The sequence below is a fragment of the Pseudomonas sp. R1-1 genome (genome assembly GCF_051132135.1).
Classification (GTDB): Bacteria; Pseudomonadota; Gammaproteobacteria; order Pseudomonadales; family Pseudomonadaceae; genus Aquipseudomonas.
Genome location: NZ_CP071663.1, coordinates 4,660,011 through 4,684,469 on the forward strand (window position 1 = coordinate 4,660,011; position 24,459 = coordinate 4,684,469).

The 24,459-nt window shown below is 60.3% G+C and carries 25 protein-coding genes and 1 tRNA gene; 10 read left to right on the plus strand and 16 right to left on the minus strand.

What is annotated here, in order from left to right:
* Window positions 1-187 precede the first annotated feature (187 nt).
* The 5 genes from J3P75_RS20885 to dapA all read right to left on the minus strand — a co-directional run bounded on the left by J3P75_RS20885 (window position 188) and on the right by dapA (window position 3,882).
* Window positions 188-277 (minus strand) — tRNA-Ser (locus J3P75_RS20885).
* 83 nt (window positions 278-360) lie between these two features.
* Window positions 361-1,074 (minus strand): phosphoribosylaminoimidazolesuccinocarboxamide synthase, encoded by a 714-nt coding sequence (gene purC / locus J3P75_RS20890; RefSeq protein ID WP_090282213.1) that lies wholly within the window; start codon window positions 1,072-1,074, stop codon window positions 361-363.
* A gap of 28 nt (window positions 1,075-1,102) precedes the next feature.
* Window positions 1,103-1,864 (minus strand): MBL fold metallo-hydrolase, encoded by a 762-nt coding sequence (locus J3P75_RS20895; RefSeq protein WP_434708022.1) that lies wholly within the window; start codon window positions 1,862-1,864, stop codon window positions 1,103-1,105.
* 6 nt (window positions 1,865-1,870) lie between these two features.
* Window positions 1,871-2,986, minus strand: coding sequence for an outer membrane protein assembly factor BamC (gene bamC / locus J3P75_RS20900; protein WP_090282211.1), 1,116 nt, complete (start codon window positions 2,984-2,986; stop codon window positions 1,871-1,873).
* Between the two features lie 17 nt (window positions 2,987-3,003).
* Entirely contained in the window at window positions 3,004-3,882 is an 879-nt protein-coding gene (gene dapA / locus J3P75_RS20905; protein ID WP_434591328.1) for a 4-hydroxy-tetrahydrodipicolinate synthase, read from the minus strand.
* A 328-nt stretch (window positions 3,883-4,210) separates the two neighbouring features.
* Here dapA and J3P75_RS20910 point away from each other — a divergent pair, with 328 nt between their 5' ends.
* Both J3P75_RS20910 and J3P75_RS20915 read left to right on the plus strand, forming a co-directional pair.
* Window positions 4,211-4,771, plus strand: coding sequence for a glycine cleavage system protein R (locus J3P75_RS20910; RefSeq protein WP_434708023.1), 561 nt, complete (start codon window positions 4,211-4,213; stop codon window positions 4,769-4,771).
* A gap of 10 nt (window positions 4,772-4,781) precedes the next feature.
* Window positions 4,782-5,255, plus strand: a complete 474-nt coding sequence (locus J3P75_RS20915; protein ID WP_434708024.1) for a peroxiredoxin — start codon at window positions 4,782-4,784, stop codon at window positions 5,253-5,255.
* A 127-nt stretch (window positions 5,256-5,382) separates the two neighbouring features.
* Here the strand turns inward: J3P75_RS20915 and J3P75_RS20920 are convergent, their stop codons facing one another.
* Together J3P75_RS20920 and J3P75_RS20925 are read right to left on the minus strand one after the other, a co-directional pair.
* Complete coding sequence (locus J3P75_RS20920; RefSeq protein ID WP_090282206.1) at window positions 5,383-6,453, minus strand: AI-2E family transporter; 1,071 nt, start codon at window positions 6,451-6,453, stop codon at window positions 5,383-5,385.
* Window positions 6,454-6,484: 31 nt separating this feature from the next.
* Window positions 6,485-6,724, minus strand: a complete 240-nt coding sequence (locus J3P75_RS20925; protein ID WP_434708025.1) for a sulfurtransferase TusA family protein — start codon at window positions 6,722-6,724, stop codon at window positions 6,485-6,487.
* Window positions 6,725-6,821: 97 nt separating this feature from the next.
* Between J3P75_RS20925 and J3P75_RS20930 the strand changes: the two genes are divergently transcribed.
* Entirely contained in the window at window positions 6,822-8,255 is a 1,434-nt protein-coding gene (locus J3P75_RS20930; RefSeq protein WP_434708026.1) for a M48 family metalloprotease, read from the plus strand.
* An 80-nt stretch (window positions 8,256-8,335) separates the two neighbouring features.
* Here the strand turns inward: J3P75_RS20930 and J3P75_RS20935 are convergent, their stop codons facing one another.
* The 4 genes from J3P75_RS20935 to rpoE all read right to left on the minus strand — a co-directional run bounded on the left by J3P75_RS20935 (window position 8,336) and on the right by rpoE (window position 12,147).
* Window positions 8,336-9,766: a DegQ family serine endoprotease gene (locus J3P75_RS20935; RefSeq protein WP_206414868.1), complete on the minus strand. Its 1,431-nt coding sequence runs from the start codon at window positions 9,764-9,766 to the stop codon at window positions 8,336-8,338.
* Window positions 9,767-9,973: 207 nt separating this feature from the next.
* Complete coding sequence (locus J3P75_RS20940) at window positions 9,974-10,939, minus strand: MucB/RseB C-terminal domain-containing protein (RefSeq protein ID WP_434708027.1); 966 nt, start codon at window positions 10,937-10,939, stop codon at window positions 9,974-9,976.
* An 8-nt stretch (window positions 10,940-10,947) separates the two neighbouring features.
* Entirely contained in the window at window positions 10,948-11,535 is a 588-nt protein-coding gene (locus tag J3P75_RS20945) for a sigma-E factor negative regulatory protein (RefSeq protein WP_090282201.1), read from the minus strand.
* 30 nt (window positions 11,536-11,565) lie between these two features.
* The gene (rpoE, locus tag J3P75_RS20950) at window positions 11,566-12,147 is read right to left on the minus strand and encodes an RNA polymerase sigma factor RpoE (protein WP_003172477.1); all 582 of its coding nucleotides are present in this window, start codon (window positions 12,145-12,147) and stop codon (window positions 11,566-11,568) included.
* Between the two features lie 557 nt (window positions 12,148-12,704).
* On the opposite strand from rpoE, the gene nadB reads away from it, so the two are divergent.
* Window positions 12,705-14,321, plus strand: coding sequence for an L-aspartate oxidase (gene nadB / locus J3P75_RS20955; protein WP_434708028.1), 1,617 nt, complete (start codon window positions 12,705-12,707; stop codon window positions 14,319-14,321).
* On the opposite strand, the gene J3P75_RS20960 is transcribed toward nadB, so the two are convergent.
* Together J3P75_RS20960 and J3P75_RS20965 are read right to left on the minus strand one after the other, a co-directional pair.
* Entirely contained in the window at window positions 14,290-14,742 is a 453-nt protein-coding gene (locus J3P75_RS20960) for a protein YgfX (RefSeq protein WP_434708029.1), read from the minus strand. The two genes, nadB and J3P75_RS20960, sit on opposite strands and share 32 nt — an antisense overlap.
* Window positions 14,726-14,980, minus strand: coding sequence for a succinate dehydrogenase assembly factor 2 (locus tag J3P75_RS20965; RefSeq protein ID WP_007911418.1), 255 nt, complete (start codon window positions 14,978-14,980; stop codon window positions 14,726-14,728). The genes J3P75_RS20960 and J3P75_RS20965 overlap by 17 nt, the downstream gene beginning before the upstream one ends.
* Before the next feature lie 150 nt (window positions 14,981-15,130).
* Between J3P75_RS20965 and J3P75_RS20970 the strand changes: the two genes are divergently transcribed.
* Both J3P75_RS20970 and J3P75_RS20975 read left to right on the plus strand, forming a co-directional pair.
* Window positions 15,131-16,075, plus strand: coding sequence for a YgfZ/GcvT domain-containing protein (locus J3P75_RS20970; protein ID WP_434708030.1), 945 nt, complete (start codon window positions 15,131-15,133; stop codon window positions 16,073-16,075).
* A 35-nt stretch (window positions 16,076-16,110) separates the two neighbouring features.
* Window positions 16,111-16,932, plus strand: a complete 822-nt coding sequence (locus J3P75_RS20975) for an HDOD domain-containing protein (protein ID WP_434708031.1) — start codon at window positions 16,111-16,113, stop codon at window positions 16,930-16,932.
* A 121-nt stretch (window positions 16,933-17,053) separates the two neighbouring features.
* Here the strand turns inward: J3P75_RS20975 and J3P75_RS20980 are convergent, their stop codons facing one another.
* Window positions 17,054-18,439, minus strand: a complete 1,386-nt coding sequence (locus tag J3P75_RS20980) for a sensor histidine kinase (RefSeq protein WP_093103814.1) — start codon at window positions 18,437-18,439, stop codon at window positions 17,054-17,056.
* Window positions 18,432-19,103, minus strand: a complete 672-nt coding sequence (locus tag J3P75_RS20985) for a response regulator (RefSeq protein WP_090282195.1) — start codon at window positions 19,101-19,103, stop codon at window positions 18,432-18,434. Before J3P75_RS20985 ends, J3P75_RS20980 begins: the two co-directional genes overlap by 8 nt.
* Before the next feature lie 433 nt (window positions 19,104-19,536).
* Here J3P75_RS20985 and J3P75_RS20990 point away from each other — a divergent pair, with 433 nt between their 5' ends.
* Genes J3P75_RS20990 through J3P75_RS21005 form a run of 4 tightly spaced genes read left to right on the plus strand, consistent with a single transcriptional unit; the run spans window position 19,537 to window position 23,574 of the window.
* Window positions 19,537-20,514: a Bug family tripartite tricarboxylate transporter substrate binding protein gene (locus J3P75_RS20990; protein WP_203421090.1), complete on the plus strand. Its 978-nt coding sequence runs from the start codon at window positions 19,537-19,539 to the stop codon at window positions 20,512-20,514.
* Between the two features lie 55 nt (window positions 20,515-20,569).
* The gene (locus J3P75_RS20995; protein ID WP_434708032.1) at window positions 20,570-21,028 is read left to right on the plus strand and encodes a tripartite tricarboxylate transporter TctB family protein; all 459 of its coding nucleotides are present in this window, start codon (window positions 20,570-20,572) and stop codon (window positions 21,026-21,028) included.
* 1 nt (window position 21,029) lies between these two features.
* Window positions 21,030-22,544, plus strand: coding sequence for a tripartite tricarboxylate transporter permease (locus J3P75_RS21000; protein WP_203421088.1), 1,515 nt, complete (start codon window positions 21,030-21,032; stop codon window positions 22,542-22,544).
* Window positions 22,537-23,574 carry an AbrB family transcriptional regulator gene (locus tag J3P75_RS21005; RefSeq protein ID WP_434708033.1) on the plus strand — a complete coding sequence of 346 codons (1,038 nt, stop codon included), beginning with the start codon at window positions 22,537-22,539 and terminating at the stop codon, window positions 23,572-23,574. The genes J3P75_RS21000 and J3P75_RS21005 overlap by 8 nt, the downstream gene beginning before the upstream one ends.
* Before the next feature lie 113 nt (window positions 23,575-23,687).
* On the opposite strand, the gene ung is transcribed toward J3P75_RS21005, so the two are convergent.
* Window positions 23,688-24,383, minus strand: coding sequence for a uracil-DNA glycosylase (ung, locus tag J3P75_RS21010; RefSeq protein WP_434708034.1), 696 nt, complete (start codon window positions 24,381-24,383; stop codon window positions 23,688-23,690).
* Window positions 24,384-24,459 lie beyond the last annotated feature (76 nt).

The window sequence follows — 24,459 nt, forward strand, 5'->3', positions numbered from 1 at the left end:
TCTCGCGCGCGCCCTCGCCATTAGCGCAAACCCAACAGCACGCTATCGAAATTGGCTGAAGCATACACAGGCCTAAAGCGTCCTCATGATGTCATTTTTTGCCCTAAAAATGCCCTAAACGAAAGTCCGGAAACGAAAAAGCCCCCGTAATCATCAATGATTACGGGGGCTTCGTCTTGTTCAATAATGGCGGAGAGATAGGGATTCGAACCCTAGGTACCGGTGAAGGTACAACGGATTTCGAATCCGTCCCATTCGGCCACTCTGGCATCTCTCCAACGGCGCGCATCATAACAACACTTTTACCGAAAGCAAACCCTCTTTCGAAATTTTCTTCGTGCTATCAGATGCTTGCGTCGATTAAAGCGGTACACCCAGACGATTGGCGACTTCTTCGTAGGCTTCGATGACGTCACCGAGGCCTTGGCGGAAGCGGTCCTTGTCCATCTTCTTCTTGGTGTCCTTGTCCCACAGACGGCAGCCGTCCGGGCTGAACTCGTCGCCGAGGACGATGGAGCCGTCGCTGAACACGCCGAATTCAAGCTTGAAGTCGACCAGCAGCAGACCTGCGTCGTCGAACAGCTTGGTCAGTACTTCGTTGACCTTCAGCGACAGTTCTTTCATGCGCGCCAGTTGCTCGGCGGTGCCCCAACCGAATGCCACGACGTGGGATTCGTTGATGAACGGGTCGCCCTTGGCGTCGTCCTTGAGGAACAGTTCGAAGGTGTATGGGTTGAGCTTCATGCCTTCTTCGACGCCCAGACGCTTGACCAGGCTACCAGCGGCGTAGTTACGCACGACGCACTCGACCGGGATCATGTCGAGTTTCTTCACCAGGACCTCGTTGTCGGCCAGCAGTTTGTCGAACTGGGTCGGGATGCCGGCCGCTTCGAGTTTCTGCATGATGAAGGCGTTGAACTTGTTGTTGACCATGCCTTTGCGGTCGAGCTGCTCGATGCGCTTGCCGTCGAACGCCGAGGTGTCGTTGCGAAACAGCAGGATCAAGCGGTCAGCGTCGTCGGTCTTGTAAACCGATTTGGCTTTGCCGCGGTAGAGTTCTTCACGTTTTTCCATGATGGGCTCCGCTTGCTAAGTAGGTGGGCTAGGCGATGTGGCGCCAGTCGAGCCCTGAATCTTGATCGGCCAGTTGCAGCCAGTCCGGGTCACACCCGAGGGTGTCGACAAAACATTGCCGGGCCAGCTGCGGCAGGTTGTTCTTGCTGCTCAGATGGGCCAGGACCAGGTGTTGCAAGCCCTGCCAGCCCAACTCGGCCACCAGGAATGCCGCCTGGTGGTTGTTCAAATGTCCCAGCTCACCGCCCACCCGCTGCTTGAGAAAGTACGGGTAATGACCGCGCGCCAGCATGTCGCGGCAATGGTTGGACTCGATCATCAATGCATCGAGGTCCCGATAATTGTCCAGCACCCGCTCGCAGTACGATCCCAGGTCGGTGAGCAGGCCGAAGCGCCGCTGTTCCTGATCGCTGAAGACATACTGGGTCGGTTCCTGCGCATCATGGGCCACGGCAATGACCCCGACGCTCAGCGCACCGATCTGCAGTTGCTCGCCGCCGGCCAGAAAACCTGCCGGCTCAAGCGGTTTGCGCATCCCGCGCAGTGTGCCGCGACTGAGGTAGACCGGCAGATTGTAGCGCCGAGACAGCAAACCCACGCCATGCACGTGGTCGGCATGTTCGTGGGTCACGAGTATCGCGCTCAGTTGCGCCGGGTGAACACCCAGGCGCAACAGGCGTTTTTCGGTTTCCCGCAGGGAAAAACCACAATCCACCAGCACGAACGTATCAGCACTGGCGATCAGCGTGCCGTTCCCTTGGCTACCGCTGCCGAGAACGGCAAAACGCATGGTCGATCAGCCCAGATTGTCCTGAATCACGCTCAGCACTTTACGCGCCACATCAGCTGGCGCGACGGTGTTGATGTTTTTCTCGACGGTCACCTGAATGTTCTCGCCGACCTTGCTCAGGCGTACCTGATAACGCTCGGCGCGGGCTTCCACTTCTTCCTTGCTCGGCGCGCTGCCGAACAGGCTGCTGAAGAAGCCAGGCTTGTCGTCTTTCTTCTCGGCTTTTTCGGCCAGGTTGATGTAGTACAGGCCCAGGCTGCGGTTGATGTCTTCAACGCGCCATTCACCCTGTTCCAGTGCACGACCAACGCTCGACCAGGCACGGTCCAGATCGGTGCCGACGTTCAACACCGGGTTGCCGCTGCCGTCTTCGCTGAGGCTGACACGGCTTGGCGCGTCGAAATCACGCGAAGCCAGCATCGACACCGAACCGCCCTTCTCGGACGTACGGCTCATGCTCGCGAGCATGTCGTCGACCAGCGCAGCATCCAGACCGGTGTTGACCGAACGGTTGGTGAAGGCGACATCGGCGGTGCTGCCGGCAGGACGCTCGGCGCTGACCACGTAGATCTCACTGGTGTTGCGCTGCACGCCCGGCTCGATGCGTACACGCACACGAGTTTCGCTGTCGCTGGCGATGCCGGCCGCGCTCAGGCGCTTGGCCATCGATGCCGACAGCTCATCGGAATGCTGCCAGGTAGTGGTGAATTCACCGGTCTGCGGACGCTGTTCATCCAGACGGAAACCGTTGTCCTGGAAGAACTGCAGCGCCACTGGCCAGACTTCGGCCGGCGGATGCTGGGCCACGACCCAACGCGAGTCACCGCTCTTCTGCAGCGAGTAGTCGCTGGCGTCGGCCACGGCAGACAGAGGCTGCGGACGCGGAACGATGTATTCGCCCTTGGCGGTGTCATCGGCGACGTTGCGCGGGATCGGCAACAGCGGATCGAGACGCTTGGAGGTGTTCACATCCGGTGGCAATTGCATCGGTGCAGTCTGTTGCGCTTGCAGGTAATCGCTACCACGGTCGCGGAAATAACCTTCCGGCCCCCAGACCCATCCGCAGCCGCTGGTGCTGGAGATAATCAAGGCAAGTGCGGAAAGTCCGGCCATTCGCTTCATGCGTTGTACTTCCTCAATTAAACCAGGACGCTGCACTGGCGCAGGGCCGTGCGAAGCGTTTCGTGACAAGGTGTGCTCAGCCAGGTCAGTGGCAGGCGGATGCCTTCGTGCATCAGGCCCATTTCGACCAGCGCCCACTTCACCGGAATCGGGTTGGCTTCGATGAACAGGTCTTTGTGCAGCGGCATCAGTTTTTCGTTGATTGCGCGTGCGGTGTCGGCGTCGCCCTTGAGCGCGGCCTCGCACAGGTCGGCCATCTCACGCGGCGCGACGTTGGCGGTCACCGAGATATTGCCTTTGCCGCCCAACAGGATCAGTTCGACCGCGGTCGGATCATCGCCGGACAACACGATGAAATCCTTGCCCACGCCATCGATGATCGCTTTGGCACGCTTAAGGTCGCCGGTGGCTTCCTTGATACCGATGATGTTCGGTACGGTGGACAGGCGAATCACGGTCTCGGCCTGCATGTCGCAGGAGGTGCGGCCAGGAACGTTGTAGAGAATCTGCGGAATGTCGACCGCTTCAGCGATGTGCTTGAAGTGCTGGTACAGACCTTCCTGGGTCGGCTTGTTGTAATAAGGAACCACCAGCAGGCAGGCGTCTGCGCCGGCTTCCTTGGCATTACGGGTCAACTCGACGGCTTCGCGGGTCGAGTTGGCGCCAGTACCGGCGATGACCGGAATGCGCCCGGCAACCTGTTTGACCACGGCTTTGATCACGGCGATGTGTTCATCTACATCAAGGGTTGCCGACTCGCCGGTAGTACCGACCGCGACAATGGCATGGGTGCCATTCTTGAGGTGGAAGTCCACGAGTTTGCTGAGGCTGTCCCAGTCAAGACGCCCTTGTGCATCCATGGGAGTGACCAGTGCCACCATACTGCCCGCAATCATGAAACCGCTCCTGCCGGAAAAAGAGAGCGGTAATGGTACTGGCGCCAAGATGCTTGCACAAGCGAAGTACTGCGCTGCCGCCATTCCCCTTGGCGCCGCTTTTCGCTACCCTTCAGACTTTGATCGGTACTGATCAGCTTGTACGCCGGGTTTCTGCCTCCCGTTTCGGCCTTCCAGACCCTGTTCCTGCATCGCCTCGTCGTGCTCACGCGTCAATGGAGCGAGCCGCGGGCGCTGGCCGGGTCGCCTTGAACGGACCGTCACAACAGGCACCTTCCGGCATCCAACGCCTCAACCTACCGACCGCTCATCGCTTTAGGAATGCTGCATGTCCACCCCCACAGTTCGCGAACAATTCCTTGTCATCAGTGCTCTCGGCGCCAACCCGATGGAGCTGACCAACGTGCTGTGCCGCGCCAGCCATGAAAATCGCTGCGCCGTGGTGACTTCGCGCCTGACTCGCCATGGCGAGTGCAGTGCGCTGGTTCTCGAGATTACCGGCAGCTGGGACGCCCTCGCCCGCCTCGAAGTCAGTCTGCCTGGCCTCGCCAAGAAACACGCGTTCACGGTCAACGTGGTGCGCAGCGCACCGCTGGAAAACCGCCCACAGGCATTGCCGTATGTGGCTTACGTCAGTTCGGCGTATCGCCCGGACATCATCAATGAGTTGTGCCAGTTCTTCATGGACCACAACGTCGAACTGGAAAACCTGACCTGCGACACCTATCAGGCACCACAGACCGGCGGCACCATGCTCAACGCCACTTTTACCGTGACGCTGCCGGCCGGCACGCAGATCAGCTGGCTGCGTGATCAGTTCCTCGATTTCTCCGATGCGATGAATCTGGATGCGCTGATCGAGCCTTGGCGCCCACAAAACCCAATGTAAGGAAGCTCTAATGGCCGTTGTCATCGACCAACCGGTTGCCGATTTTGAAGCCCCTGCCACCAGCGGGCAAACCGTCAGCCTGGCAGCGCTCAAGGGCCAGCAAGTGGTGATCTACTTCTATCCGAAGGACAGCACCCCGGGCTGCACCACCGAAGGCCAAGGTTTTCGCGATCAATACGCAGCGTTCAAGGCTGCCAACACGGAGATCTTTGGCATCTCCCGCGACAGCCTGAAGTCACACGAAAACTTCAAGTGCAAGCAGGAGTTTCCGTTCGAGCTGATCAGTGACAAGGACGAAGCCGTCTGCCAGTTGTTCGACGTGATCAAGTTGAAGAAGCTGTACGGCAAGGAATACCTGGGCGTTGATCGCAGCACCTTTCTCATCGACAAGAATGGCGTACTGCGTCAGGAATGGCGCGGTGTGAAGGTGCCTGGGCATGTGGATGCAGTTTTGGCTGCTGCACAGGCTCTGAATAAAGCCTGATGGTCCTGCTGAATTTACCGCCGCTTTCGCGAGCAGGCTCGCTCCCACTGGGAATCATATTCCAAATGTGGGAACGAGCCTGCTCGCGGATAGATCTTGAGTTTGACCGAGCAATTCGGATCAACCGCTAAAGCAGCGGCGCCACCACCGGCTCCTTGCGCGGCCACGCATCGAGCACAGCCTTGAACAGCGTCGCCAGCGGGATTGCAAAAAACACGCCCCAGAATCCCCACAACCCGCCAAACAGTAGCACCGCGCAGATGATCGCCACCGGATGCAGGTTGACCGCTTCGGAAAACAGCAGCGGCACCAGCACGTTGCCGTCCAGCGTCTGAATGATTCCGTAAACCGCCATCAGATAGATGAACTGATCGCTCCACCCCCACTGGAACAAAGCAATCAACAGGACCGGAACAGTCACCACCACCGCACCGACATACGGCACCACCACCGACAGGCCCACCAGCAACGCCAGCAGCGCCGCGTAGTTGAGACCGAGCGCGATAAAAGCGATGTAGGTCACGCCACCGCAAATGACGATTTCGATACCTTTACCGCGGATGTAATTGGCGATCTGCCGGTTCATTTCCTGCGCAACGCGGGTAATCAACGCACGCTCACGGGGCAGATACCCACGCACCCACTCACCGATCATGGCCCGGTCTTTAAGGAAGAAGAACACCAGGATCGGCACCAACACCAGGTAAATCATGATGTTCACCAGCAGCGGCAGACTCGACAGCGAGAAGGTCAGCGCCCACTGGCCGAACTTGCCGATCTCGCCGCGCGCCGCCTCGATCGCCTGCAGCACCTGCTCATCGGATACCAGATGCGGATAGCGCTCCGGCAGCAACAGCAGCAGCGATTGCCACTTGGCGAGCATGCCCGGCAGTTCGTTGAACAGGGTGATCAACTGATGCCAGAGCAACGGCAGCACGACGACGATGAACAGCATCAGCGCGCCCATAAACAGCGCAAACACCAAACCCACCGCGACACCGCCCGGCACGCGCATTCGCTCAAGCGTGACCACCAGCCCCTGCATCAGATAAGCCAGCACCATGCCGGCCAACACTGGCGCAAGCATGCCGCCGAGGGTGAGCACCGCGGTGAAGGCGAGAAACAGCAGCACCGCCAGCACCACCGCTTCCTCATCGGAAAAATAGCGCTGAATCCAGTCGCGCAACACTTTGAACATCAATAATCCTCAGGTTTTGACGCTGTCAGTTTCAGGCTTTTTTCAGCCAGTAACGGAAGACGCCGGCTTCGTCCTCTTCACGCAGTAGCGCATGACCGGCGAGTTTGGCAAAGGTGCGAAAGTCGCGTTGCGAGCCCGCATCCGTAGCAGTCACCTTGAGTACTTCGCCGCTGGCCATTTTATTCAGCGCCATTTTTGCCTTGAGCAACGGCAACGGACAGTTCAGGCCAGTGGCGTCCAGTTCTACGTCAGGGGCTACAGCGTCACTCATTGCGTCACTCCGGTTCAGGTCTTGAGCTACCTAGAATATCTGGTCGCAGCGTTGGTGTCCGGCTACAGTAAGGTCTTTGTCTTCCAAGGCTTTGTGCATGACTTTTCTGCGCCCTACCCTGCTGACGCTCGCTTGCCTGCTCGCCTCACCAGGCTTTGCCGACGATCTGCCGTCACTCGGCGACGCCAGTTCTGCCATTGTCTCACCGCAACAGGAATACCAGCTCGGCCGCGCCTGGCTGGCCATGTTGCGCAGCCAGGTGTCACAACTCAACGACCCGCAATTGAAAGACTACGTTGAATCCAGCGTGTACAAGCTGGTGGAAACCAGCCAGGTCACTGACCGGCGTCTCGAATTCATTCTGATCAACAGCCCACAGCTCAACGCCTTCGCAGCGCCTGGAGGCGTGGTCGGAGTCAACGGCGGTCTGTTTCTCAACGCGCAGACCGAAGGTGAATATGCCTCGGTCCTCGCACACGAACTGGCGCACTTGTCGCAACGCCACTTCGCCCGCGGCGTCGAGGCTTCGCAGCGCATGCAGGTGCCGATGATGGCCGCCCTGCTGGCCGGGATCGTCATCGCTGCGGCAGGGGGAGGCGATGCCGGGATTGCGGCGATTGCCGGCAGCCAGGCGGCGGCGATTCAGGCGCAACGGACCTTCTCCCGACAGAACGAACAGGAAGCCGACCGCATCGGCATCCTCAACCTGGAAAAGGCCGGTTACGACCCGCGCTCGATGCCGACCATGTTCGAACGCCTGATGCGCCAGTATCGCTTCGATGCCAAGCCGCCGGAATTCCTGCTGACGCACCCGGTGACCGAATCGCGTATCGCTGACACCCGCAACCGCGCCGAACAGGCCAGACCGGGCGGCATCGAAGATTCCAAGCGCTATCAATTGATCCGCGCGCGGGTGCAGTTGATCTACGAAGAAACACCCGGGCTGGGCGCCAAGCGTTTCCGCGCGCTGCTGGATGAGAATCCAAGAAACGATGTGGCGCGCTACGGGCTGGCCATCGCGCAGATCAAGGGCGGGCAACTGAACGAGGCGCGGGAAAATCTCAAACAATTGCTGGCAACATCGCCGAACGAGATCATCTACAACCTCGCTCAGGTCGACCTGGATATCACCAACAATCGTCTGCCCGACGCACAGTCGCGAGTGGACCGCATGCTGACGCAGTATCCGGGCAACTATCCGCTCAATCAGGTGCGCGTTGACCTGCTGCTCAAGCAGAACCGTGCGCCGGATGCCGAGAAAGCCTTGGAAGCCCTGCTCAAATCGCGCCCGGACGATCCGGACGTCTGGTATCAAGTGGCCGAGACCCGCGGCTTGTCAGGCAACATCATCGGCCTGCACCAGGCTCGAGCGGAATATTTCGCCTTGGTCGGCGACTACCGTCAGGCGATTCAGCAACTGGACTTCGCCAAGCGCAAGGCCGGTAGCAACTTCCCGCTCTCTTCACGCATCGATGCCCGCCAGCGCGAGCTGATGGAGCAGGAGCGCATGATCAAGGACATGATGGGCTGAGCCCGGTCGCTGAGCAAAAGCTTCAGGCATAAAAAAACCGCCTCTTTCGAGGCGGTTTTCTTTTTACCCTTCCCAGCGGATTACTCAGCCAGTTTGAAGGTGATGAAGCTGGCGCGACCCTGGCGCAGAACGCGCATCGACACCGAGCGGTTCTTCGGCAGCGCCTTGGCGATATCCGTGAACTCCTTGGCCGAACCGATGGCCTGGTTGTTCAGGTGGGTGATCACGTCACCTGGCTGCAGGCCGATCAGGGCGGCAGGACCATCCTGCACCTCCTTGATCACCACACCACCTTTAAGGTCGTAGGCTTTCTTCTGCTCAGCGGTCAGCTCGCCGACTGCAACACCGAGGCGATTGCTGCTGCTTTCAGCGCCGGATTTCGCCAGCGTATCCAGCTCTTTGTCTTCGTCCGGAATCGCGCCGACCGTCAGCTCGACGTTCTTGCGCTTGCCTTCGCGGATCACTTCGAGATTGGCTTTGGCGCCAGCCTTCAGCGCGCCGACCAGATGCGGCAGGTCAGCGGACATGACGATCGGCTGGCCGTTCATGCTCAGAATCACGTCGCCGACCTGCAGGCCGCCCTTGGCTGCCGGACCGTCATCCTGAATCTGCGCAACCAGCGCGCCGGCCGGTTTATCCAGACCGAACGATTCGGCCAGATCCTTGTTCACTTCCTGGATGACCACGCCCAGCCAGCCACGACTGACCTTGCCACCGCTCTTGAGCTGATTGGAAACGTCCATCGCTACATCGATCGGGATGGCGAAGGACACGCCCATGAAGCCGCCGGAACGGGTATAGATCTGCGAGTTGATGCCGACCACTTCGCCGTTGAGGTTGAACAACGGACCACCGGAGTTGCCCGGATTGATCGGCACGTCGGTCTGGATGAACGGCACATAGTTTTCGTTCGGCAAGCTGCGGCCCACGGCACTGACGATGCCTTGGGTCACGGTGTGGTCAAAGCCGAATGGAGAACCGATGGCAACCACCCACTGGCCAGCTTTCAGATCCTGGGACTTGCCGAGCTTGAGTACCGGCAGATCCTTGCCTTCGATTTTCAGCAGCGCCACGTCGGAGCGTGGGTCAGTGCCGATCAGCTTGGCTTTCATCTCGCTGCGATCAGCCAGACGCACAAGGATTTCGTCAGCGTCGGCAATCACATGGTTATTGGTGAGGATGTAGCCATCCGGGGAAATGATGAAGCCCGAACCCAGCGATTGCGCTTCACGCTGGCGACCATCACGCGGGGAACGCTGTTGCGGCGGCATGCCACGCTCAAAGAACTCGCGCAGCATTGGTGGCAGGCCTTCCAGATCGGGCATCTGCTGGTTGACCTTGCGATCCGGCAGTTTCTGCGTGGTACTGATGTTCACCACGGCTGGCGAAGCTTGTTCGACCAATTGGGTGAAGTCAGGCAGATCGGCCGCCTGCGCAGCAGGAACTGCCTGACCGAGCACCAGCACGGTGGCGAAAATGGAAAGATAAGACTTCAAGCTAAGTATCGACATACAGCTCCCGTTACGACGAGCAGGGTTAAGCGATATGGAGCAAGGAACACCGGAAACCACAGACCGGCATTTTTGTTCCGGCAACAACAAACAAGGCCAGAGCCGTGAGGCTCTGACCTATAAAAAATTTCCGGGGTATTTGCAAATGAAAATGCTCAGCAAACATTTCCACGCCTCGTTGATAAAACGCGAATCGCTGAAATCAGCTTACTGTTTGCTGGTTGCGGCGCCATCGGAATTTCGCATCGACAGAGCAATTCGTTCGGCAGTGCCGATCGGGATCTCGCCGACCACGGTCACCATCATTTCACCCGACGGCGTGGTCAGGCGACGGGACACGGCAACGGTCGGACCGAGCTGAGTGCGGGTATCGGTCACTGTCGCGCCGTTTAATGGCTCAAGAAAAACCGAGAAACGCGCAAGACCGTCGTCGTACAGCAGGCTGTTGACCTGCGTCTTGGTCTCGGCGTCTTTGTGCGACGTACTGCTGGTCAGTTCGAAGCCCGGCGGCAACCAGTCCGAATGCCAGGTTTGCGCCGTTTTGACTGCCGACGCTTTGTCGCTGTCGAGCTTGACTGGCTTGCAATCGGCATTGGCCTGCAGATCACCATCAGACGGCACTTGATCAGTATTGAGGCTGGTGAACTGGAATCGCTCGAGCAACTGCTCCTTGTCGTTCAACAGCAACGACTTGAGCGGCAGGCCGGTTTTTTTGTCCAGATGCAATTCGAATCCGTAGCGATGCTGATCTCGAGGCTTCAACGCCACGATCACGGCGTCTCGGCCGGCCACGCGCGACTTGCCAATGACCGCAAGGTCATACCAGTTTTTCAGCTTTTTGGGATCAAGAGGACGAGCCGCAGCATTCGGCGAGTCTCCCAGCCCGGCAATCAGGGTGCCGCTGACGCATTGAGTATGCCCGTCAATGCGCACGACTTCCTGTGCCGAACCGTCGAGCTGAAGCAACCGCTCGCGGACCTGGCCGTTCTGGACGCGATGCCAGATGTTGTGGGTAGAAAAGCTACCGTTACGCTCGTAAACGAAAGTACCGTAAAAGCTTTGCTGCTGCTCGGCCTGGCCCAGCCGGGTCAACCAATCCTGGGCCTCATCAGCGTGGGCTGGAACAACGAACCAGCCACTGAGCAGAAGCGAAAGTAGAGGTATGGCGCGCATGATCCTCCTTAACGGTTTTCCAGGCTTGCGGCACGTGCATAAGGCAGCGCGCTTTCAGTGCCTTTCAAAGCAGCCTGTTGGGCATGCTGACGCAGGTAGCCCGGCAGACGCTGATCATGCCAGCCTGGCTGACCTTGCAGTACGCCGTTGGCCATCGGGCCAGTGGCTTCAGAGCTCTCACTGTAGCCTGCCAGAACAGCCGGACCCTTGACTTGCGGGGTCGCCAGCGTTGGCTGGTTGGATTGCTGAGCCAGTTCGACGCCAGCGATTTCGTCCTGATTGTACAGGCGAACACCCGCCAGCACGGCAACCGTCACCGAAGCTGCAACAGCCAGACGGCCGAGGCTGCGCCATGGGCTGCGAGATACTTTGGCCGGGGCCGTTTCGTCTTCCAGCGCAGCAGACACTGCCGCAGCGATATCCAGACGCGGAAGCAGCAGATCCTTGTGCATGGCTGCCCGAGCGATCTGGTAACGAGCCCAGGTCTCACGGGTTTCAACATCATCCAGTGCATTAAGCACTCGACGCAATTCCAGTTCGTCCGCTTCGTTATCCATCACTGCGGACAGCGATTCCTGCAGGGCTTCACGACTCATGGCGTTCCTCTCTTGGCTGTCGCCGCTGTCTCAGTTTTCCTGCAACAACGGTTGCAGGGCTTTGTCGATGGCCTCCCGAGCGCGGAAAATCCGGGAGCGCACGGTACCCACCGGACACTGCATGACGCTCGCAATGTCCTCGTAACTCAGACCGTCGAATTCGCGCAAAGTTAAAGCCGTGCGCAAATCTTCTGGTAGTTGCTGAATGGTTCGATGGACGGTGCCTTCGATCTCATCCCGCAGCAACGCACGTTCTGGTGATTCGAGATCCTTGAGGCCGTGATCGCCGTCGTAGAACTCTGCATCCTCGGAACTTACATCGCTGTCCGGCGGCCGGCGGCCGCGTGAAACCAGGTAATTCTTTGCCGTGTTAATGGCAATACGGTACAGCCACGTATAAAACGCACTGTCGCCGCGAAAGTTTCCAAGCGCTCGATACGCCTTGATAAAGGCTTCCTGAGCCACGTCCTGGGCTTCATGGGTGTCGTGCACAAACCGCACGATCAACCCGAGAATCTTGTGCTGATACTTCAGCACCAACAGATCGAAAGCTCGCTTGTCGCCGCGTTGAACGCGCTCGACCAGCTGCTGATCCTCTTCCTGGGTTAGCATGAACACTCCTCGATAAGCCCGGAGGAGGCTTGCATAACTAAACGACCAGACTTGCAAACATAGACTCGGGCTTTTCGCAAAAGTTCTCCCCCTCCAAGCAAGTTTCCTGCGGGCTCTGATTTGACACGCACGAAAAACGCAGCGCGGGATGAACCGGCTGCGCGAATAATCTTGTCATCGGTTTCGCGGACCGCAATCCAACCGCAGATTGCATACTGAAGCCGACACGTCCCTTATCTCTGGCACCGACTATTGATCTTGAGCCTTTGGCAAAAGTTCCAATTATTTATAGCCGCTACCCACCGACATTCGATAACCCTGCGCGGAAAAACCGTGTTTCAGCGCCGATACAGTCGCCTTCACCCATTAGGGGTAAGAAAAACTTCCGACGAAGCGTGCGGTTTTTGCGCTCACAGTAGTTTCACAATGCCATACCGGCCCGGCTATTGTGCCGTCCCACCCCTCTATATACTAGTGGGCTGTGTGGCTGTCTTGACTCGCCGATCCAGCTGTCTTGCGCCAACCCCGATCCGGGTCGCTTTGAGCGGAATCCTGAAATGAGCCAACAGTTTCAACACGATGTTCTGGTCATTGGCAGCGGTGCTGCCGGTTTGAGTCTCGCACTGACCTTGCCCGGTCATTTGCGCATTGCCGTGCTGAGCAAAGGCGATCTGGCCAACGGCTCGACATTCTGGGCCCAGGGTGGCGTCGCCGCGGTGCTTGATGACACCGACACGGTCGAATCCCATGTCGATGACACACTCAACGCTGGCGGTGGCCTTTGCCATGAAGATGCCGTGCGCTTCACCGTCGAGCACAGTCGGGAGGCTATCCAGTGGTTGATCGATCAAGGTGTGCCATTCACGCGCGATGATCAGTCCGCGACCGAAGACGGCGGATTCGAATTCCATCTGACCCGCGAAGGCGGCCACAGCCATAGGCGCATCATCCACGCCGCCGATGCCACGGGCGCGGCAATTTTCAAAACCTTGCTGGCCCAGGCCAAACAGCGTCCGAATATCGATCTGCAGGAACAGCGCGTCGCCGTCGATCTGATCACCGAGCGCCGTTTGGGCATGCCCGGCGAGCGCTGCCTTGGCGCCTATGTGCTCAATCGCAAGACCGGTGAAGTCGACACTTACGGCGCACGTTTCGTGATCCTGGCCACCGGCGGCGCCGCCAAGGTTTATCTCTATACCAGCAACCCCGACGGTGCCTGCGGAGATGGCATCGCCATGGCCTGGCGTTCGGGTTGCCGCGTGGCGAACCTGGAGTTCAATCAGTTTCACCCGACTTGCCTGTATCACCCGCAAGCCAAGAGTTTCCTGATCACCGAAGCCCTGCGCGGCGAAGGTGCACATTTGAAGCTGCCCAATGGCGAACGCTTCATGCAGCGCTTCGACCCGCGCGCCGAGCTGGCGCCGCGGGACATCGTCGCCCGGGCCATCGACCATGAAATGAAGCGCCTGGGCGTCGATTGCGTTTATCTCGACATCAGCCATAAACCCGAAGCGTTCGTAAAAAGTCACTTCCCGACGGTTTATGAGCGCTGCCTCGGCTTCGGCATCGACATAACTCAACAACCGATCCCGGTGGTGCCTGCCGCGCACTACACCTGCGGCGGCGTGATGGTCGATCAGAACGGTCGCACCGATGTGCCGGGCTTGTATGCCATCGGCGAAACCAGCTTCACCGGCCTGCATGGTGCCAACCGCATGGCCAGCAACTCGCTGCTGGAGTGTTTCGTCTATGCGCGTTCGGCGGCGGCAGACATTCTCGCGCAACTGGACGACGTTACCGCGCCAAGCGCCCTGCCCGCCTGGGACGCCAGCCAGGTCACCGACTCCGATGAAGACGTAATCATCGCGCATAACTGGGATGAACTGCGCCGGTTCATGTGGGACTACGTCGGCATCGTGCGCACCAACAAGCGTCTGCAACGGGCGCAGCACCGCGTGCGGTTGTTGCTCGACGAAATCGACGAGTTCTACAGCAACTACAAAGTCAGCCGCGACCTGATCGAACTACGCAATCTGGCACAAGTTGCCGAACTGATGATCAGCTCGGCGATGGAGCGCAAGGAAAGTCGCGGCCTGCATTACACCCTCGACTACCCGCAGATGCTGCCCGAGGCGCTCGACACTATTCTGGTACCGCCCACCTACGCCGGCTGAACTTGAGCCGTACGCGCAGGCGCCGATGCACATCGGCCGTCTGCGCATCCCGTGGTACACAGATCGACCTGACCTGCCACTCGCCGCGCAAGCGAAACCGCAACACCACGATCAGCGGCAGCGCCAGACTGTCGCGGCATAATTGTGCCGCTTGCCAGCCATCAGCCTGATTCCAGACCTGCCAGCCATCGGCATCGCGACGCAATCCACGAAATGCCTCTGGATGGCTGAGCAAAATCTGCCGTGGCAACACCCATAAACCGTGCAGCACGCAGCCGAATGCCGCGAGCAGACTGGCCCACACGGGAATCGACAATAGAAACAATGCGCCCAAGGCGAACGCCTGGACCAACAGATACGCCGCCAGCAATTGCCGTGAGGCATGCCAGCGGCATTCGAACGTGTTACTTGGGCTGGACACGATCCAGAATCATCCGGACCATGCGTTGCAGCTCCGGGTCTTCCGACTCGCTGCGCTCCATGAACCAGCCGAACATGTCCTGATCCTCACACGTCAGCAAACGGACGTACAAATCGCGGTCCACTTGATTGAGCGTCGCGTAAACCTCCTGCACGAATGGCACCAGCAACACGTCCAGCTCAAGCATGCCGCGACGGCTGTGCCAAAAGAGGCGATTCAGTTCAACTTGTTCGACCATGGAGCCCTCCTCGAATTTGGCGGCAAGTATACAGACCCCGGACGGGTCGCACAGTCGGCTTTGGTCGGGCACCACCGATCCTTTATCAACTACCCATTTCACCAACGCCCCCTTATGATGTGCCCCAGTCTATTTACCCTGCGATGACCCATGGCCGATTCTGCTTTTTTCTGCACCCTGTCTCATGAAGGCGTTCTCGCGGTTCGCGGCGCGGATGCCGGAAAATTCCTGCAAGGCCAGTTGACCTGCAATATCAATTACCTCAGCGACAACCGCGCCAGCCTCGGTGCCCGTTGCACGCAGAAAGGCCGGATGCAGTCGAGTTTCCGTATTCTGCTCGAAGGCGACGGCGTGCTGATGGCAATGGCCAGCGAACTGCTGGAGCCGCAACTGGCGGACCTGAAGAAATACGCGGTGTTCTCCAAATCAAAACTGACAGATGAAAGCGCCGCCTGGGCGCGCTTCGGCGTTGAACAGGGTGATGCCGCGCTGGCCAGCCTCGGTCTGGAGTTGCCGGTAGAAACCGACAGTGTCGTGCGTCACGAAGCACTGATCGCAATCCGCGTGTCGCCACAGCGCGCCGAACTCTGGGTGCCGGCCGAGCAGGCCGACGCGATCAAGACCAGACTGGCCGCAACGTTGCCCGAAGCCGAGCTGAACCAATGGCTGCTGGGGCAGATTCGCGCCGGTATCGGCCAGGTCATGCCGACCACGCGCGAGCTGTTCATCCCGCAGATGCTCAATCTGCAAGCGGTCGGCGGTGTAAGTTTCAAGAAAGGCTGCTACACCGGTCAGGAAATCGTCGCGCGCATGCAGTACCTCGGCAAACTCAAGCGCCGTCTGTATCGCCTGAGCCTGGGCGGCACGCAACTGCCGGAGCCCGGCACGCCGTTGTTCGCCCCCAGCCACAACAGCTCGATCGGCGAGGTGGTGCTGGCCGCCGTCGACGCGGGCCACAACGTTGAACTCCTGGCGGTATTGCAGGCCGAAGCTGCCGAAGCCGGTGATCTGCACCTGGGCACTCTCGAAGGCCCGACGCTGCATGTGCTCGACCTGCCTTACGAACTGGATCGCGACCGCGAAATCCAGCGCTGAGCGCAGCATTTGTCGCAACACCCTAGAGAGTTTAAATGAGCGAACTGGCAGAAAAAGTCCAAACGGATTTGGTTGCGGCCATCGATAACGATGACCTGGTTCTGCCCACGCTACCGGAAGTGGCCCTGCAGATTCGCAAGGCCGCGGAAGACCCGGAAATCAGCGTCAGCGACCTGAGCAAAGTGATCGGCCGCGACACGGCGCTGTCGGCGCGCCTGATCAAAGTGGTCAACAGTCCCCTGCTGCGCGCGGCTCAGGAAGTCACCGACCTGCACACTGCGATCACCCGGCTGGGGATCAACTACAGCAGCAACCTGGCCATCGGCCTGGTGATGGAGCAGATCTTTCACGCCCGCTCCGAGGTGGTCGAACAGAAAATGCGCGAAGTCTGGCGCAAGAGTCTGGAGATTGCCGGGGTCAGCTATGCCCTGTGTCGCCGCTACACCGCCCTCAAGCCTGATCAGGCTGCGCTGGGCGGGCTGGTGCACCAGATCGGCGTGCTGCCGATTCTGACCTACGCCGAAGACCACTACGAACTGCTTTCGGACCCGATCAGCCTCAATCATGTGATCGACCGCATCCATCCGCTGCTCGGCGACAAGCTGTTGCGCGTCTGGGAGTTTCCCGAGCGGTTGGTGGCGTTGCCGGGGCTTTATCAGGATTTCAAACGCGATTCGGCTGAGATCGATTATGTGGATGTGGTGCAGGTGGCGAGCCTGTATTGCCACAAGGACACCGAGCATCCCTTCGCGCGGATCGATCCGCTGAGCGTTCCGGCTTTCCGCAAGCTCGGTATCGACCCGGAGAACAAGGAACTGTGTGCGGATCTGCAAGAGTCGCGGTCGATGTTTTACTGAATCCGCAACCGTGGTGCTGCCATCGCCAGCAGGCTGGCTCTCACAGGGTTTGCATCAATCTGCACTTTCTTTCCATGTGGGAGCCAGCCTGCTGGCGATGGGGCCGGTAAAGGCGCCCCTGTCACCCGGCAATAAAACTCACCCGCACCTTCAACCCCGCCTGCTCGCCATCATGCAGGCTGATCTGCGCCAGATGCGCGCGGCAGATCTCGCCGACAATCGCCAGCCCCAACCCGGATCCGGCCACTTGCTGATTGCGCCGGTAGAAGCGCTCGAATACCCGATCACGCTCCTCCAGCGGAATGCCCGGCCCGTCATCTTCGACCTCAAGCACCGCCGGCGCGGCGACCCGCAGGATCACGTTGCCACCGGGCGGGGTATGCGCCAAAGCATTGTCGACCAGGTTGCTCAGCAACTCGTTGAGCAACGTCGGCTCGCCGCGCAGCCACACCGGCTCATCCGCCTCCAGCGCCAATGCCACTCCGCGCTTGTGCGCCAACGGTGCCATGGCCATGCCCAGCTCGCGCGCCAATTGACTCAGATCGAGCAGTTGCGCGCCACCCTCGGCAATCGCCCGGGCACCATTTTCGACACGCGCCAGCGACAGCAGTTGATTGGCCAGATGGGTCAGGCGATCAGTGCCCTGAGCGGAGGATTCCAGCGTATCGCGCCAGGTCTGTGGCTCGGTCGAGCGCAGCCCCAGTTCAAGCCGCGCCTTCAGCGCCGCCAATGGCGTGCGTAGTTCGTGGGCGGCATCGGCGATGAATTGCGCCTGGCGCTCGAACTGCGCGCGCAGGCGCTCGGTAAAGTGATTGAGGCCGCGCACCAAGGGGCCCAGTTCATCCTGAACCTCCACCAGTGGCAGCGGGCGCAGATCGTCGGGCTGACGCTCTTCGACTGCCGTGCGCAGGCGTTCCAGCGGGCGCAACGCTGCGCTGACCGCGAACCAGACCATCAGCAGCGCACCGATCGCCAGCATACCCAGACGCAGCAAGGTATCAGCAGCCAGACTGCGCGCCATGCTGACGCGTGCCTCGTCGGTTTCGGCGACGCGGATTTCCGCCATGCCGTTCATGTTCGGCTCGGACACCGCCTTGAGCAGACTGACCACACGCACGTTCTGGCCGTTGTAAGTGGCGTTGTAGAAACGCGCCAGTGCCGGATAACTGTCGGTGCGTGGCGTGCCGGGCGGTGGGCCCGGCAAATTCTCGTAGCCGGAAATCAACTTCTGGTGGATGTCGTTGACCTGGTAATAAATGCGCCCGGCACTGTCGTAGGCGAACGTATCGAGGGCCACGTAAGGGACATCGGCGCTGAGGCTGCCATCGCGTTGCGACAGGCCGGCGGCAATGGTCCGCGCCGAGGCCAGCAGCGTGCGGTCATAGGCGGTGTCGGCGGCTTCGCGGCCATTCCAGTAAGCGCTCAAGCCGCTGGCAAGCATCAACACCACCAGCAACACTGCAAGGTTCCACAACAACCGCCAGCGCAGGCTGCTGGGCTTATGCATCGCGGCTTTCCAGCAGATAGCCGAGGCCGCGGAAGGTCACGATCGCCACTGGCTGACCGTCGAGTTTTTTGCGCAGACGGTGCACGTAGATTTCGATGGCATCCGGGCTGGCTTCTTCGTCGAGGCCGAACACTTGCGCCGCCAACTGCTCCTTGCTCATCACCCGGCCAGGACGGGCGATCAGCGCTTCGAGCACAGCTTGTTCGCGGGAGGTCAGGGTCAGCAGTTCTTCGCCAAGCGTGAAGCGCCGGGTGTCGAGGTCGTAGGCCAGCACGCCGCAGCGCTGCTGGCGCTCGCCGCCGAGCACACTGCGACGCAACAGGGCTTTGACCCGTGCCTCGAGTTCGGTCAGTTCGAATGGCTTGGCGAGGTAATCGTCGGCGCCCAGATTGAGGCCATGCACGCGGTCTTTCACGTCGCTGCGCGCGGTCAGCATCAGCACCGGCACGTTTTTCCCACGGGCGCGCAACCGCGCCAACACCTCGAAACCGTCCATGCGCGGCAGGCCGACATCGAGGATCGCCACGGCATATTCCTCGCTGCCCAGCGCCAGGTCGGCGGCCACGCCATCGTGCAACACATCCACGGTCAGACCGGTGCTCTTGAGCGCCTGGGCGACGCTTTCAGCCAGTTGCAGATGGTCTTCGACGAGCAGGACACGCATGGATTTTTACCTCGTTCAGGGATGGCCGGCGCCACGCTTTGCCGCGGAGTTTACAGCCGCAACCGCTGCTGTGAAGCCCGAAAACCGTGAAAGCGAGCTGAAAGGTTAGCGAAAGGTTAGCGGATTACAGTCCGCTTCACGGACAGTTGCGACTGTCGTCGCTGCAGCCACACAGCGTCCGAAAAACGCCACGAAGCGTTTTCGACCCATAAGAACAATAACGGAGTACCCCAGCATGCTATCCATGCGCACCAAGGCTCTAACGCCTGCTCGCCCCTCCCGCTTCCATCATTCTCTCGCCGGTTTTTCACCGCAGGCCTGCGTTGTTGCCCTGTTCAAGCTCACGCCGCGAGAAAACCGCGCCTGCCGCTAAGCTCTAGCCTGTCCTTTGGTCATTGGTCCATCCATAACAACAACTCCTCTGGAGACTCAAATGAACGTATCCCTGCGTAAAGTTGCTTTAGCCGCTGGCGCAATGTTGATAGCCGGCCAACTCATGGCCGAGCCGAAACGCCCGGAATGCATCGCCCCGGCCTCGCCGGGCGGTGGTTTCGACCTGACCTGCAAGCTGGTGCAGAGTGCACTGGTGAATGAAAAGCTGCTGAGCAAACCGATGCGCGTGACCTACATGCCCGGCGGCGTCGGCGCAGTGGCGTACAACGCCGTGGTCGCTCAGCGTCCGGCCGACGCGGGCACGCTGGTCGCCTGGTCGAGCGGTTCGCTGCTGAACCTGGCGCAGGGCAAGTTCGGGCGTTTCGACGAAACCAACGTGCGCTGGCTGGCGGCGGTCGGCACCAGCTATGGCGCCATCGCCGTGAAAAGCGATTCGCCCTACAAGACCCTCGACGATCTCGTTCAAGCATTGAAGAAAGATCCGGGCTCGGTGGTCATCGGTTCCGGCGGCACCGTCGGCAGCCAGGACTGGATGCAGACCGCACTGATCGCCAAGGCCGCCGGGATCAACCCGCGTGACCTGCGTTACGTTGCTCTGGAAGGCGGCGGCGAAATCGCTACCGCCCTGCTCGGCGGCCATATTCAGGTCGGCAGTACCGACATCTCCGACTCCATGCCGCACATCCAGAGCGGCGACATGCGTCTGCTCGCGGTGTTCGCTGAAAAGCGTCTGGACGAGCCGGAAATGAAGGACATCCCGACTGCCCGCGAACAAGGCTACGACATCGTCTGGCCAGTGGTCCGTGGTTTCTACCTGGGGCCAAAAGTCAGCGACGAAGATTATGCCTGGTGGAAAGACTCGTTCGACAAACTGCTGGCGTCGCCGGAGTTCGCCAAGCTGCGCGATCAGCGTGAACTGTTCCCGTTTGCCATGACTGGCGCGGAACTGGACACCTACGTGAAGAAGCAAGTTGCCGACTACAAAGTGCTGGCCAAAGAGTTCGGCCTGATCCAGTGATCGTCTCTGTCTAGTGGTGGCGTCTCCTGCGCGGGGACGCCACACAGGAGCTCCCATGCTTATTCAACGCATTTTCGCCTCGGTGTTGCTGCTGGTTTGCGCCGGCCTGGCACTGATGGCGTGGCCGTACCAAGCGGCTTTTTCCTACGAACCGGTGGGCCCGCGCGCCTTCCCGCTGTTGATGCTCGGCCTGATGGGCCTGGCGCTGCTGTACATGGTGTTCCGTCCGGCGCCGATCAAGCACAACCCGGATGAGCCGCCGCTGGACCGCGAAAGCCTGACCAAGATCGGTCTCTGCGTGGTACTGCTGCTGGTGTTCGCCGGCACCTTCGAACCCCTTGGTTTCATCATTGCCGGCATCCTCACCGGCGTACCGATGGCGCGTCTCTATGGCGGCCGCTGGCTGCCGAGCGTGGTGATCATCAGCCTGATGGCGATCGGTCTTTACCTGCTGTTCGACCGTTTGATGGACGTTCCGCTGCCCCTTGGCCTGCTCAGCGTTCTGGAGAACTGAAATGGATACTCTTGGCTATTTGGGTCAGGGCTTTGGCGTCGCGCTGAGCCCGTACAACCTGGTGACCGCACTGTGCGGCACGCTGATCGGCACCGTCGTCGGCCTGTTGCCGGGCCTGGGCCCGATCAACGGCGTGGCGTTGCTGATTCCGATCGCATTTGCTCTCGGCCTGCCGCCAGAGTCGGCGCTGATTCTGCTCGCGGCGGTGTACCTGGGCTGCGAATACGGCGGCCGGATCAGTTCGATTCTGCTGAACATTCCTGGCGAAGCCTCCACCGTGATGACCACCCTCGACGGCTACCCGATGGCCCGCAAAGGCCTGGCTGGCGTCGCGCTGTCGCTGTCGGCGTGGAGCTCGTTCATCGGCGCGTTCATCGCCACCTGCGGCATGGTGCTGTTCGCGCCGCTGCTGGCGAAATGGGCGATTGCCTTCGGCCCGGCGGAATATTTCGTATTGATGGTCTTCGCGATTGTCTGTCTCGGCGGCATGGCCGGCGATCGACCGCTGAAAACCTTTATCGCAGCGCTGATCGGCCTGTTCCTTTCCACCGTTGGCATCGACGCCAACAGCGGCGTGTACCGCTTCACCGGCGACAACATTCACCTGACCGACGGCATTCAGTTCGTCGTGCTGGTGCTGGGTCTGTTCTCGATCAGCGAAATCCTTCTGCTGCTGGAAAAAACCCACCACGGCCAGGAAGCGGTGAAAGCCACCGGGCGGATGATGTTCAACTTCAAGGAAGCGGCGTCGGTATTCACGGTCAATCTGCGCTGCGGCGTGCTCGGTTTCATCATGGGCGTGTTGCCCGGTGCCGGCGCGACCCTCGCCAGTGCCGTGGCCTACATGACCGAGAAGCGCATCGCTGGCACCAGCGGTAAATTCGGTGAAGGCGACGCCCGTGGCCTCGCGGCACCAGAAACCGCCATCGGTGGCGCGGCGTGCGGTGCCTTGGTGCCAATGCTGACCCTCGGTGTGCCGGGTTCAGGCACCACCGCAGTGATGATCGGCGCGCTGTCGCTGTACAACATCACCCCGGGCCCGCTGTTGTTCCAACAGCAACCGGACATCGTCTGGGGTCTGATCGCGTCGTTGTTCATCGCCAACGTCATGCTGGTGATCCTCAACATTCCGATGATCCGCGTGTTCACCCGTATCCTCGCCGTGCCGAACTGGGCACTGGTGCCGATCATCGCGATCATCACCGGGATCGGCGTTTACGCAGTGCATGCGACCACCTTCGACCTGTTCCTGATGATCGGTATCGGTATCTTCGGTTACATCCTGCGCAAGCTGGACTTCCCGTTGTCACCGCTGCTGCTCGGTTTCATCCTCGGCGGTCTGATGGAGCAGAACCTGCGTCGCGCCCTGTCGATCTCCAACGGTGCGCTGGAAATCCTCTGGTCGAGCCCGATCACCTTCGGCTGCTGGATCCTGACGGCGATCATGCTGCTGATGCCGCTGATCCGCATCTGGCGCAAACGTTCGGCGGCACGGCGCGTCATCGCCGATGTTTGATCGCTCTGCCCTGAAATCCTGGTGGGGAACCCCGCTGGTCGGTCTGCTTGGCGGTTACCTCGCCAGCCAGATCGGCTGGCCGTTGCCGTGGATGGTCGGCTCGTTGCTGGCGATCATCCTCGTGCGCTGCCTGACCCCCTGGCAACTCACGGAAATCCCTGGCGGACGCAAGTGCGGCCAGTGGATCGTTGGCATCGGCATCGGCCTGCACTTCACCCCGCTGGTGATGGAGCAGGTGCTCAGTCATTTCGGTCTGATTTTCTTCGGTGCGCTGGTCACCAGCCTGTCGGCGGTGGTCGGCGTGTGGTTGATGCGGCGTACCGGCGAAGATCGCGCCACCGCATTCTTTTCCAGCATGCCCGGCGGCTCGGGCGAGATGGTCAACCTCGGCGCGCGCAACGGCGCTTTACTCAGCCACGTCGCGGCCGGGCAGAGTCTGCGGGTGCTGGTGGTCGTGCTGTGTGTGCCGGCGGCGTTCAAATACCTGCTCGGTGACGGCACGCCGATTGCTCACGCGGGCAGCGTCGACTGGCGCTGGCTGGCGATTCTGTTTCCGGCGGGCGCCCTGCTCGCCTGGCTCTGGCAACGTCTGCGTCAACCCAATCCCTGGCTGTTCGGGCCGTTGCTGGTGAGTGCGGCGGTGAGCATCGCTTGGGATCTGCACATCGGCCTGCCCAATGGCGGCAGCCAGATCGGCCAGTGGCTGATCGGCAGTGGCCTGGGTTGCCACTTCAACCGCGAGTTTTTCCGCCGTGCGCCGTCATTCATGGGGCGGACGTTGATCGGCACAGCGCTGACCATGTTGATTGCTTCGCTGGCAGCCTTGGGACTGAGCGCGCTGACCCATCTGGATCTGCGCTCGCTGACCCTGGGCATGATGCCCGGCGGGATTGCCGAGATGAGTCTGACCGCCGAGACCTTGCAACTGTCGGTGCCGCTGGTGACGGCGATGCAGGTGATGCGGCTGTTGTTCGTGCTGTTTCTGGCGGAGCCGTTGTTCAAGTATTGGAATCGTCAGCCAGAGTCCTGACTAACTGATCGTTCCCACGCTCTGCGTGGGAATGCAGCCCGGGACGCTCTGCGTCCCAAAAGCGGACGCGGAGCGTCCATTGAGGCATTCCCACGCGGAGCATGGGAACGATCTTATGCAAGAGGCGGGAGCCGCCACTCGATCGGCGTCTCGCCATTCTGCTCAAGAAACTTGTTTGCCCGGCCGAAGTGCCCGCAACCGAGAAACCCGCGATAAGCCGACAGCGGTGACGGATGCACCGAGGTCAGCACCAGGTGTTTGGTGGCGTCGATCAGCTTCTGCTTGCCCTGGGCATGCGCGCCCCAAAGCATGAACACCAGATGCGGCTGCCGCTCGCTGACCACTTCGATGATGCGGTCGGTGAAGAATTGCCAGCCCTTGTCCTTGTGCGCATTGGCATGGGCGCGTTCGACGGTCATGGTGGTGTTGAGCATCAACACGCCCTGATCGGCCCAGCTCTGCAGGTAGCCGTGATTGGGGATGTCGATGTTCAGGTCGCGCTTCAACTCTTTATAGATGTTGACCAGCGATGGCGGCGCCGGCACGCCCGGCTGCACCGAGAAGCACAAGCCGTGGGCCTGACCCGGGCCGTGATACGGGTCCTGGCCGAGAATCACCACCTTCACTTTCTCCAGCGGCGTCGAATTCAGTGCGTTGAAAATCATCGGCCCCGGCGGATAGATTTCCTTGCCGGCCGCCCGCTCCTGCTGCAGAAACTGGCGCAACTCTGCCATGTACGGCTGGTCGAACTCAGCACGCAGTGCCTCCTTCCAGCTCGGTTCGAGTTTGATACGGTCGTCAGCAGTCATGGTCATACCCGGCAAAAACAATGGGGCGAACCCTAGGAAAGCCGACCACGCTTGTCAATTGATCTGACGCAGATCC